The 12118-nt window shown below is 36.9% G+C and carries 13 protein-coding genes and 1 rRNA gene; 3 read left to right on the forward strand and 11 right to left on the reverse strand.

Features of this window, described 5'->3' with window-relative positions; translation table 11 throughout:
- Both AS180_RS08315 and AS180_RS08320 read right to left on the reverse strand, forming a co-directional pair.
- Positions 1–68: ribosomal RNA gene (locus AS180_RS08315) — 16S ribosomal RNA — on the reverse strand; the annotation flags it as partial.
- Between the two features lie 276 nt (positions 69–344).
- On the reverse strand, positions 345–1214 hold the full coding sequence (locus AS180_RS08320; protein ID WP_025909550.1) for a nucleotidyltransferase-like protein: 870 nt from the start codon (positions 1212–1214) through the stop codon (positions 345–347).
- Positions 1215–1434: 220 nt separating this feature from the next.
- Between AS180_RS08320 and AS180_RS08325 the strand changes: the two genes are divergently transcribed.
- Positions 1435–1806, forward strand: coding sequence for a YgzB family protein (locus AS180_RS08325; RefSeq protein WP_025909549.1), 372 nt, complete (start codon positions 1435–1437; stop codon positions 1804–1806).
- Between the two features lie 11 nt (positions 1807–1817).
- On the opposite strand, the gene perR is transcribed toward AS180_RS08325, so the two are convergent.
- The 6 genes from perR to AS180_RS08355 form a co-directional block, all read right to left on the reverse strand.
- Positions 1818–2222: a peroxide-responsive transcriptional repressor PerR gene (perR, locus tag AS180_RS08330; RefSeq protein WP_061786178.1), complete on the reverse strand. Its 405-nt coding sequence runs from the start codon at positions 2220–2222 to the stop codon at positions 1818–1820.
- A gap of 275 nt (positions 2223–2497) precedes the next feature.
- Entirely contained in the window at positions 2498–2968 is a 471-nt protein-coding gene (gene bcp, locus AS180_RS08335) for a thioredoxin-dependent thiol peroxidase (protein WP_025909547.1), read from the reverse strand.
- A gap of 69 nt (positions 2969–3037) precedes the next feature.
- Complete coding sequence (locus tag AS180_RS08340; RefSeq protein WP_025909546.1) at positions 3038–3439, reverse strand: ion channel; 402 nt, start codon at positions 3437–3439, stop codon at positions 3038–3040.
- Between the two features lie 92 nt (positions 3440–3531).
- Entirely contained in the window at positions 3532–4317 is a 786-nt protein-coding gene (locus AS180_RS08345; protein ID WP_025909545.1) for an ABC transporter permease, read from the reverse strand.
- Positions 4318–4320: 3 nt separating this feature from the next.
- Complete coding sequence (locus tag AS180_RS08350) at positions 4321–5112, reverse strand: ABC transporter permease (RefSeq protein WP_025909544.1); 792 nt, start codon at positions 5110–5112, stop codon at positions 4321–4323.
- Positions 5105–6118 (reverse strand): ABC transporter ATP-binding protein, encoded by a 1014-nt coding sequence (locus AS180_RS08355; protein ID WP_025909543.1) that lies wholly within the window; start codon positions 6116–6118, stop codon positions 5105–5107. Before AS180_RS08355 ends, AS180_RS08350 begins: the two co-directional genes overlap by 8 nt.
- A gap of 147 nt (positions 6119–6265) precedes the next feature.
- Here AS180_RS08355 and AS180_RS08360 point away from each other — a divergent pair, with 147 nt between their 5' ends.
- Positions 6266–7564, forward strand: coding sequence for a glutamate-1-semialdehyde 2,1-aminomutase (locus AS180_RS08360; RefSeq protein WP_025909542.1), 1299 nt, complete (start codon positions 6266–6268; stop codon positions 7562–7564).
- A 214-nt stretch (positions 7565–7778) separates the two neighbouring features.
- The gene (locus tag AS180_RS08365; RefSeq protein ID WP_025909541.1) at positions 7779–8867 is read left to right on the forward strand and encodes an FUSC family protein; all 1089 of its coding nucleotides are present in this window, start codon (positions 7779–7781) and stop codon (positions 8865–8867) included.
- 24 nt (positions 8868–8891) lie between these two features.
- Here the strand turns inward: AS180_RS08365 and AS180_RS08370 are convergent, their stop codons facing one another.
- From AS180_RS08370 to AS180_RS08380, 3 genes are all read right to left on the reverse strand, one after another.
- Positions 8892–10640, reverse strand: coding sequence for an ABC transporter ATP-binding protein (locus tag AS180_RS08370; RefSeq protein ID WP_025909540.1), 1749 nt, complete (start codon positions 10638–10640; stop codon positions 8892–8894).
- A gap of 168 nt (positions 10641–10808) precedes the next feature.
- A complete protein-coding gene (gene ntdP / locus AS180_RS08375) occupies positions 10809–11342 on the reverse strand; it encodes a nucleoside tri-diphosphate phosphatase (protein ID WP_025909539.1) in 534 nt (177 codons plus the stop codon).
- Positions 11343–11646: 304 nt separating this feature from the next.
- Positions 11647–11907 (reverse strand): YgaB family protein, encoded by a 261-nt coding sequence (locus tag AS180_RS08380; RefSeq protein ID WP_025909538.1) that lies wholly within the window; start codon positions 11905–11907, stop codon positions 11647–11649.
- Between the last annotated feature and the right edge of the window lie 211 nt (positions 11908–12118).

The following is a 12118-nucleotide window of genomic DNA, read 5'->3' on the forward strand; positions in this document are numbered from 1 at the left end:
CGCTCGACTTGCATGTATTAGGCACGCCGCCAGCGTTCATCCTGAGCCAGGATCAAACTCTCCGAAGAAATGTTTGACTTGCTCATAAAAGTTTTAAAAAATTAACGTTGACGTTTGTCGCTCTGTTCAGTTTTCAAAGTTCAACCGCCGCTCTTAGGCGACTTTCTTATCTTACCAAGTAGTTAACTTTTTGTCAACAACTTTTTTAAGATTATTTTTCAAGTTTTTCATAAACTTGGTATCGCTCATCAGCGACGTATATAAATTTAACATGTATTTTCATGAACGTCAACATCTTTTTTAAAAAAAGATAAAAAAACATTTGTTTTTTTATCTTTCCTTTATTAACCCTTATTAATAGCGTAGTGACGATGATATAAACTCTTTCCTTTTGTCTCCACTTTATGAACAACTACAATCTCTTTTTGGATGAGGAATTCTAGCAAAATTCCTAAATCGATTGCATATGGGTTAACTTGCTGATGTGAAATGAGTTCATTAAACGTCCACTCTTCTTTTTCGCTCATAATTGTTAATAGATGTGTAGAACCTATATCAACTTTTTTATTTACATAAAGCTCACTAGCTAAGAATAATAGCTCAAGCTTCTTGTTTATCTCTTCTTGGCTGCCAACAAGCTCTTCATATAAACGATAAATAGATGGCTCAATTTTTTTCACTTGATTCCAAACAGTAACCTCTGGGTAAAACCCATTTTCTAGTACTGATAGACGCGCTAAATGGTGTAAAGCATGAACCACATGATTGAATGCATCTAGATGATGATTTGACGTATAAAAGTCTTTTCCTTCTTTAAAACGGCGAATAAGCTTGGCAAATTCAATACCTATCCTCTTCACTCGATCTTCGCGCGGAAAATCCAGTAGTCTTTTTTTCAAATTTGCTACGTATTCATTACGATCAAACAGTACTTTTCCATTTAACACCCAATCAACAGTACGTCGGTTGGTACCTATCATAATCCATTCGCTGATCTGCTGTTCTGAAGCTATATAAAGAGCTGCTCTTTGTTCTTTATACTCATACTGCTTCACAAACACAGGTACCTCATTGTTACTTGTGATAATAAATAGTATGGCATCTAAGTCATCTGTAACTGGTGAATCTGTTTTCCTTTTTTCTATTAATAAAATACCTAACGTTTCTTTTTTACTTGCTCGCTCTTGGTATAGCGGTCGTAAAATATCTTCCATTCTGCAAGCTCCTCACTATCATAATTAAAGATATTGGTCTAATCTTCTTTTATATTGAAACACATTTAGTGTGAATGTTCGTGATGGACTTCCTCACAGCTTATTATAACAAATTCTCTCTTGTATTCACTCCCTAAACAGTTCTATCAGTTAATTCAACCTAAAAGACTTATTTTTCTTACAATTATGCTATATTTATAAAGTGGGAGGGAGATTTTTCATGGGAATTAAATACTCAAGTAAAATCAATAAGATCAGGACATTTGCATTAAGCTTAATTTTTATTGGCTTCATCGTGATGTATGGAGGAATCTTTTTTAAATCTTCCATGTGGCTTATGACCATTTTTATGCTATTAGGTTTACTATGTATCATTGCTAGTACCGTTGTTTACTTTTGGATTGGCATGCTTTCTACTAAAGCTGTACAGGTCACATGCCCAACCTGTAATAAACATACGAAAATGCTTGGACGAGTAGACTTATGTATGTACTGCAATGAGCCTTTGACTCTAGATCCAGCCCTTGATGGAAAAGAGTTTGATGAGAAATATAATAGAAAAGACACAAAGAAAGCTGATAGTATATCATAACTATCAGCTTTTTAATGTGCTTTTTTAGTTGTACAATCCGGACAAGTACCATAAATCTCCATACGGTGGTGACTAATCTCAAACCCGGTAATGTGCGCTGCAAGTGCTTCTACTTCATCTAATCCTGGATAATGGAAGTCAACAATTTTTCCACACTTTTCGCATATTACGTGGTAATGCTCGGTCGTAATATAATCAAAACGACTTGAAGCATCTCCGTAAGTTAGCTCTTTTACAATTCCTACTTCTTTAAAAACGCGTAGATTATTATAAACGGTTGCCACACTCATATTAGGAAATTTATCCTCCAATGCTTTATAAATATCATCAGCAGTTGGATGTGTCATTGAATTGATTAAATACTCTAAAATAGCATGACGTTGCGGTGTAATGCGAACGCCAGTTTCTTTCAGCATTTCAAGCGCTTCTTGTAAATGATTTGACACGTCATGCACCTCTCTTCTATAAGCATTCTTACTTTATAATTCTTACAATTAGTGTAACTCTTACTGCTTCACTTTGTCAATCTCATTAACAATTCCTACTATATATTATTTTTAAACGATTTTTTATTCATTCAAAAAAAACGCGACTATCTAAGTCGCGCTTTATATCGTAACACCTGAGGAGGTATGCCCTACACTGTTATCATACGCATAACGAAAGATTTTGTTATAGACGAATGCCTTAATTATGCTAAATTTTCTTTAATAAAACGTAAAGCTTCTGCTACGTGATCTTTCACACGCACTTTGCGATATTCTTTCGCAATTTCACCGTCTTTGTTAATAATGAACGTCGAGCGCTCAATGCCCATATACTCTTTTCCAAAGTTCTTTTTTAACTTCCATACACCATATGCTTCAGCAACTTGATGATCTTCGTCTGCTAATAGTAAAAATGGTAGTCCATGTTTATCAATAAATTTTTGATGTTTATCAATTGGATCTGGACTTACGCCTAAGATAACTGCATCTAAGTCTGCAAATTCTTGATGAGCATCTCTGAAATCACATGCTTCTGTCGTACAGCCCGGCGTCATATCTTTTGGATAAAAATAAAGAACAACATTTTGACCTTTATAATCAGATAGAGCTACCTCTTCTCCATTGTTAGCTGCTAGTTTAAAATCTGGTGCTACTTCACCTACTGTTACTGTCATCTTATATCGCTCCTTTTATACAGTTCTCTATGGTTATAGGGTAACCAATTTCGCGATTTAAGACAACTTTTAAACTTTCTCATTTCGACTTACCGTGCGAATCACAAAAACAGCTGGCATCATATACCCAATGAGAGCTTCGATTGTTGCAAACATCTTTCCAATACCAACGGGATACATATCTCCATACCCTACAGAGAATAGCGTAATGGCACTAAAATACATGCTGTTGAACAGTGTATAAAAATAATGTTCTTGATGATAAAATCCTCCACTAATTACTTCTATATTACTCATTTCAAAAACCGTATAGATTAAGCTAAAGCCAAGCAAAACCGTTAAATATGAATAAAGTAAAACAAAAAAATGACCAAGTGAGAAGAAATGAAATTCACCGAGCTCTTTTTCAAACAAAAATTTCATGCTTCCTACCATTAGAAACACAATGACTAGAATCAACGAAACCGTCATACGGATACTCCTTTAAGTAAAAAAGTTCTTGTATTACTATACGTTGTCCCCTACCTACTCATTACTGTTCAATAGCATAAAAAAAGCAGGCATCAGTTGCCTGCTCCTCGATACCTTTTTACACCAACGTTCCATAAGACAATAGCTAGAGTAAAAAAGATAACCCCCATAACTGGAGTTAAAAATGCATAGCCATACCATTCTTCTCTTCCTAAGAAGTAAGCAGCTGGATATACTCCAACAAAGGCAAACGGTAAAATCCATGTTAGCACATAACGAATGACGTTGTTATAAATATCAACAGGATAGCGTCCATAGTTTCCAATGTTATACATCGTTGGCATAATAGACGTACGAGCATCTGACCAAAAACCTATGCTTGCGAGTGCAATAAAGATACCTGCATATACCAACGCTCCCCCGAGCACAAATAGAATAAAGATGAAAAAGTCATACCAAGCAAACGAAAGGTCTAAAATGGAGCCAGCATAAATCATCACTGCCACCCCGGTGATTGCTCCAAATAAAGACTCTAATTCCATTCTTTCTAAAATCACTTGAAACAAGCTATGAATAGGTCTTGTTAAGATACGATCCATTTCACCTTTAACAATATAGCGCTCATTAAAATCCCAAATGTTAAAGAATGAAGAGAATACCGCAAAAGGAACTAGGAAGAATCCATAAATAAAAATGATTTCTTCTCGTGACCAACCGTTGAGAAATTGAGTGTGGCCAAATACAACTAAAATAAAAATTAAGTTTACTGCTTGAAATAGTAAATCAGATACAACTTCAACAACCATATCAGCTCGGTATTGAAGTCTGGTTTTTATATATTGACTGATGTATTGAAAGAACATAGAAAAATAAAACATTGCTTACCCTCCTTGGATGACCATCTTTTTCTTTGCAACATTCCATAGAAAGACGATAGGAATAAATAAAAGCAGTGACCAAATAAGCTGTGTCACCAATGCAGTTACCACTTCACTTCCCGTAAATCCTTCTGTAAAGATCATGCTTGGAATATAGCTGATTGCTTGAAAAGGAAGATACCCCATTAAATCTTGTGCCCAAAGAGGATAAAAGCTAATTGGTAATAAAAGCCCTGAAAACAAATCTATGATAACGCGCTTTGCACGAATTAATCCATCATTATTAAACAAGAAGAATGTCGTAATTCCCGTTAATAAGTTAATCTGAGTATTAACAATAAAGCTAAAGATAATTGAAAAACTAAAATAAATCCATGTCTGTACGTGGCCTGATAAATCTATCGGGAATAAAAACCAGACAATCACCATTCCTGGAATGGAGAAGAATAGCAGTCTAAAAATCCCTTCTCCAAGCCCCTGCATCATTTTCATTCCAAGATAGTTATAGGGCTTAATTAGTTCAACCGCCACTTTCCCGTCTTTAATTTCCATAGCCATCTCACGATCAATGTTGTTGAAATAAAAGGCGCGCGCCATCCAGGACACAGCTACATATGTTGTCATCTGCGTCATTGATAGCCCTTGAATATTTTCTTTCCCTCCGTAAATAGCAGACCATAGGAAATAGTAGGCTCCAATATTAATCGCATAGATTAATATACCGCTGTAGTAATTCGTTCGATACGCAAGCATCATTAAGAAACGAATGCGTATCATTTCAATATATTTATCCATTCACAACACCTTCTTCATAGATGTTACGAATAACTTCTTCAGTTGAAATTTCATGAATACTTAAATCAGCAATTTCGTATTTCGCTGCTACTTTAGCAATTAGCTGTGACATGCTATCTCCTTTGTTCTCAAGATTAGCAACCCAGCTGTTGAGGCGGTCTCCCCTCACCCACGTAACAGGTAACCCCTGTGTAATTAATTGCAGCTGTTCTTGAAGTGGTTCTTTTGTAAATTCAAATATAACCTGTTTCATATCTCCCCAGTTAGAACGCAGCTTTTGTAGCGAACCATCATAAATAATGTTTCCTTCATCCAACATAACGACGCGCTCACATAAGGCTTCAATGTCAGCTAAATCATGCGTTGTTAATAAGATTGTTGTATTGTATTTTTCGTTAATTTCTTTTAGGAACTGACGAATTTTTAGTTTCACTAATACATCTAGCCCAATGGTTGGCTCATCTAAAAAAAGCAGCGGTGGATTATGAATAAGTGCTGCCGCTAACTCACATCGCATTCGTTGACCAAGAGATAGCTTTCTCACAGGCTTATCTAATAATGGACCAATATCCAGCGTTCGAATCACGTGCTCCATATGGTTGTTATAATCTTCATCTGATACTTTATATACTTTTTTTAGTAGCCGAAACGATTCTTGAACAGCAATATCCCACCAAAGCTGTGAACGCTGACCAAATACTACCCCAATGGTACGCGTAAACTGCTCACGCTCTTTATGAGGGTTCATTCCGTTCACTTGAATCTCACCGCTAGTTGGTGTTAAGATTCCCGTCAGCATTTTAATGGTCGTCGATTTCCCTGCTCCGTTTTCTCCGATATATCCAACCATTTCACCTTGTTTGACTGTAAACGAAATATCGTTTACAGCTTTTAATACTTTATAATTTCTTGTAAACAAGTCACGAAACGCACCTTTTAAGCCTGAACGACTCGAATAGGCCTTAAATTCTTTTCGCAACCCCTTTACCTCAATTGCATTTGTCATCTCGTTTCCTCCATCTATTCAACTAGTTTTATCTACTATTTAAATTGTTCATGCACAGTTTTCTATCATACACCTTCTACAATGTTTTTCAAGAAACAAATAAGTTTGGTAGAATAGAACGTGGAATTATACTTTAGGAGGCATATTATGCAGTTTACGAAATCAGAACAGCTTCACGGAGAAGCACTTCAACATATTGTCGGCGGTGTAAACAGTCCGTCTCGTTCATATAAAGCAGTAGGTGGCGGATCCCCAGTTGCAATGGAAAAAGCAAAAGGCGCTTATTTTTGGGATGTTGATGGAAATAAATATATTGATTATTTAGCAGCATACGGACCAATCATCACGGGTCATGCTCACCCTCACATCACAAAGGCAATTACACACGCAGCGGAAACAGGCGTATTATACGGTACTCCAACTGCTCATGAAGTAAAATTTGCAAAAATGTTAAAAGAAGCGATGCCTGCAATGGATAAAGTTCGCTTTGTCAACTCTGGAACAGAAGCTGTCATGACAACAATTCGCGTAGCGCGAGCATATACAGGTCGTGACAAAATCATTAAATTTGCTGGTTGCTACCACGGACACTCAGACCTTGTGCTTGTCGCAGCGGGATCTGGCCCTTCAACGCTTGGCACACCAGACTCAGCCGGCGTACCAAAAAGTATTGCAAAAGAAGTTATTACCGTTCCATTCAACGATATTCAACCATTTAAAGAAGCTTTAGAAAAGTGGGGAGACCAAATTGCTGGTGTCCTGGTCGAACCAATCGTAGGGAATTTTGGAATTGTCGAGCCGCATCCAGGCTTTTTAGAACAGGTAAATGAACTAACACACGCAGCAGGTGCACTTGTTATTTATGATGAAGTCATCACCGCTTTCCGATTCATGTATGGTGGTGCCCAAGACTTACTTGGTGTGAAGCCAGACTTAACAGCATTAGGAAAAATCATCGGTGGAGGCCTTCCAATCGGAGCATACGGTGGTAAACAAGAAATCATGGAAAAAGTTGCTCCTTTAGGTCCCGCTTACCAAGCTGGAACAATGGCCGGAAATCCAGCTTCCATGCTTTCTGGAATTGCGTGCTTAGAAGTATTAAAAGAAGAAGGCGTATACGACAAAATGGACAAGCTTGGTGCGATCCTTGAAGAAGGTATTTTAAAACACGCTCGTACATATAAAATGCCAATTACTATCAACCGTTTAAAAGGTGCGCTAACGCTTTACTTCACAACAGAGACAGTCACTAACTATGAACAGGCTGAAAATACAGACGGTGAATTGTTTGCAAAATTCTTCAAGCTCATGCTTCATCAAGGTATTAATTTAGCTCCTTCGAAATACGAGGCTTGGTTCTTAACAACAGAACATACGGAAGAAGATATCCATGTGACGTTAGAAGCCGTAGAAAAAGCTTTTGAGCAGCTAAGCAAAGAATTGTAATCCTTCTTTTTCTTGTAAACTAATTGAACATAAAAATACTTGTCGAAAAATCCCGTTATTTAACGGGATTTTTCTTATTCCTTCCTCTTGATATCCACATGCAAACCTTGTATAGTATGTTATTGTTTATATAATTCAAGATGGGTTATGTATACTATAAAGAAGCTTTTATTTATTTTATCAAAATCTCATGTATAGAAAGGACTATGAAAGCATGAAACTTGGTGCCCGCATTTTAAAAACGGGAATTGCCATTACACTTTCATTGTTAGTCGCTGAATTGCTCAATCTGCCATCACCCACATTCGCAGCAATCGCAGCAGTTTTTGCTATTCAGCCTTCAATTTATCGCTCGTATTTGACAGTTTTGGAGCAAATTCAAGCTAACGTCATCGGAGCGTTACTAGCAGTTGGGTTTGGACTTTTATTCGGCACACATCCGTTTATTATTGGTTTAACGGCTGTTATGGTAATTACGCTTAATTTAAAGCTAAAAATCGGCAATACAATTGGCCTTGCGCTGGTAACCGTTATTGCTATTATGGAAAGCCCTAGTGATGACTTTGTTCAGTTTGCAGTCATCCGCTTTGCAACCGTCTTATTAGGGGTCTTTTCAGCGTTTATTGTAAACTTAATTTTCTTACCACCAAAGTATGAAACAAAGCTTTATTATAAAATTGTTGGTACAACTGAAGAAATTATTAAGTGGATTCGTATGAATATCTACCATGCTTCTGAATATACGCTGTTAAAAGAAGACATTGAGAAAATCAAGGATCAGCTAACGAAAGCCAATCAGCTGTTTGATTTCTATAAAGAAGAGCGAACGAATTCAAAGAAAAAGGTATTTGTTAAATCTCGAAAACTTGTGCTTTTCCGCCAAATGATTACAACAACCTCCCATGCTCTTAAAACATTAAAGCAGCTGCATCGTCTTGAAAATGATATTCAACACATGCCACAGTCGTTTCAGAATCTCATAAAATCTGAGATGGAATGCTTGCTAATGTATCACGAGCAGGCTCTGTTAAAGTTTATTGGTAAGCTAAAAGTTCAATTAACAACATCTGTACCAACTGAAGCATATACAAAAAAGCGTGCATTAATTGATGCATTTATGAAATATAAGCTGCTTGAAGATGACGAAGATAACAAGATGTTGTATCACTTATTTCCTCTCATCGCAAGTATCATTGAATACAGTGAAGAGCTAGAGCATTTAGATCGATTAATCGATAGTTTCCACAATTATCATAAGGAAGACAATGCACTTGAAATTAATCATGAGCGAGAACAAGATTAAAAAAGCCAGGTACCTACCTGGCTTTTAATTTTGCCCTAACTGCTGTACAGTGAACAAATCATAGTAATATCCTTTTTTCTTCATTAGCTCTCCGTGAGAACCCTGTTCAACGACTTTTCCATCCTGAACGAGTACAATTTCATCCACATGTGTGATGGTTGACAAACGGTGCGCCACGATAAACGTCGTTCGTTCCTTCGCAAGCTTTTCAAGGGTTTCTTGAATGTAATGTTCACTTTCTAAGTCCAATGCAGATGTTGCCTCATCAAAAATTAAAATCGGTGGGTTTTTCAAAAATACGCGAGCAATGGAGACGCGCTGCTTTTGCCCACCTGAAAGCTTCATTCCTCTTTCTCCCACTTTCGTATCATAACCGTTGGGCAATTTCATAATGAAGTCATGGGCGTTAGCTGCTTTCGCGGCTGCTACAACGTCTTCATCTGTGGCACCCGGTTTTCCCAATAGAATATTGTTACGAATCGTATCGCTAAATAATACCGTATCCTGCAAAACGATTCCTATTTGATCGCGCAGATTTTTCGTTTGATAGTCTTTTACGTTTACACCATCAATTAAAATTTCCCCGGAAGAGACATCATAAAAGCGTGGAATAAGGCTAATGATAGTTGATTTACCGCCACCACTCATACCTACAAACGCTACCGATTTTCCTTGTTCAACATCCAAGTTAATATCGTGCAGGATATACTCATCTTCTTCATACGCAAATGATACGTTATTAAACTGAACTGCTCCCTTAATCTCTAGAGCGTCTTTCGCATTAGGCGAGTCTACAATGTCATATTGTTCATCAATAAATTCAAACATTCGGTCCATAGAAGCAACGGACTGCGTTAATGTTGTTGATGAGTTTACAAGTCGACGCAGCGGGTTATATAACCGATCAATATAGCCTACAAACGCCACCATAGTACCAATCGATAAATTTTCGTTAATAACTTGATAACCAGCAAACGCAATAACAATTAACGGGGCTAAGTCCGTAATCGTATTCACCACTGCAAATGTCTTAGCATTCCAATTTGTATGATCAATTGCTTTTTGTAAAAAATTACGGTTCTGATCATCGAACTGCGCTTGCTCATGATTTTCAATCGCAAAGCTTCGAATAACTGAAATTCCCTGTACCCGTTCATGTAAATGACCTTGTACTTCAGCTAATGCTTGAGAGCGTACACGAGTTAAATGACGTAGCCTACCATAAAAATATCTAACGGATAAAGCGTATAATGGCAGTAAAATAATAGATACCAATGTTAGTGGCACGTTCATTGTAAACATAATAATAATAGCAATTACTATGGTGAACATATCAAGCCAAACATTCATTAAACCCGTGATTACGAAGTTTTTCGTTTGCTCTACATCGTTAATGACACGCGAGATGATTTCACCTACACGCGTATTAGAATAATAACGAAGGCTGAGCTTTTGAATATGATCAAACAGCTGGTTTCGAATATCATACAATACTTTGCTTGATACCCACTGCGCATAATATTGACGATAATATTCAACTGGAGGGCGTAAAATTAAAAAAACAAAGAAAGAACCACCCATGATCATCAACAACTGCTTTATTTTTTCACTGTCTGATAATGTATCTGAATCAATAACGTCATCAAGTACGTATTTTAACAGCAGTGGAATTAATAGTGGAATTGAAAACTTTACCACACCAATTAAAACTGTTCCAACAATTTGCCACTTATATGGCTTTACAAATTCCATATACCGCCTGATGCTCCCCACTTGTTCTCTCTCCCTTCTTCCTCTAAATGGCTATGCCTATTAAGCCTCTTTTATAATGTAACATTCTGCACACTTTCATATGCGGTTTTTAAGCTCTGGTACTCAACATAAAAAAGCATCATATAGGTCAAATTTCTAGATCCTATAATGACGCTTATATCCGTGCGCTTATGCATGTCGATATGTTAAAAAACGCTCATACCACGTATCGATAAATTCTGGTGCAAACGGTCCTTTACGTTGGCGAATCCAGGTTTTCAAATGCTCAACATGAGTATGTAAAATACGGTCTACCGCTTCTGGGTAGTTCATTTCTTGACGATGTTTTTCGTACTCATCTTCATCTAGAAGCGTATAGGTCATATCTGGGTATACTTTAATATCTAAATCATAATCAATGTACTTCAGCGCTTCTTGGTCATGCGTAAATGGTGAACTAATATTGCAATAATAATAAATACCATCTTCACGAATCATACCAATCACGTTAAACCAATATTGCGAATGGAAATAACAGATGGCTGGCTCTCTTGTAATCCACGTTCTACCGTCTGATTCTGTTACGACCGTGCGATCGTTTCCTCCAATCATCAGGCTACTTGTCGATTTTAAAACCGTCGTCTGATCCCACACACGATGAAGCTTGCCATCGTGCTTATAACTGTGTATTTGAATTGTTTCTCCTTCCATTGGAAATCCCATCTCCACTCCCTACTTTCATTTTGACTATCACAATTACCTCACGTACGCTTTTAAGTAGTCACAGCCTAGTCTTATATGTCATTACTTCTTTTAGTTAAAACCATCGATGCTTTTTATCAAAGCGGTAACATATCTGCTTTCTAAACAGTGACCTTGTTTCGTATATACATTGTCCTCTCCTATTTATTATAACGGTTTCTCTTCTATTTTAAAACAAATGTGATGTGGTTCTTCTTGAATAAAAAAGCTGCACCTCTCTTTTTAGCAAGGAAACATCCTTTAAAAAGAGAGGTGCAGCTTTCCTTTAACGAGATACCGGATAGTGGGAATCCTTTTTGTATGAAGAGATAATCTCTTCTGTTTGTACCTCAAAAGTTTGCTGAATTTCTTTTAGCCTTTGCTTCATCACGCTAATTTCTCCGCGGATACAATCCAGCTTTGCTTCTGCCTGTAGTTTAATAAGCTCTTCTTCAATTTGTTGACAGCGTTCAATTTCTGATTGTAAAAACAAAAGTTGGTCCATCGTTTCTAATTGTTGAGACACTAATTTTGTAAATTGCTCCATGTCTTACTCCTCCTTCTAGTAAACAGCTCGTTCACTTCTTTCATTTCAGGTAGGTAACACATTTATAAAGCAGAATCTGTTGAAATTGAAATCAGAACGCTCTTGGGTATAAGTCCACTTTTAAGATTCTGTTCTTTCACCTTTAATTCCTTTGACGAGATATGTAAAGTTTCGAGAGCTTTTGTCAAATTAAAAAGCAAAGCCATGATCC

Source organism: Priestia veravalensis, from assembly GCF_001457055.1.
GTDB lineage: Bacteria > Bacillota > Bacilli > Bacillales > Bacillaceae_H > Priestia > Priestia flexa.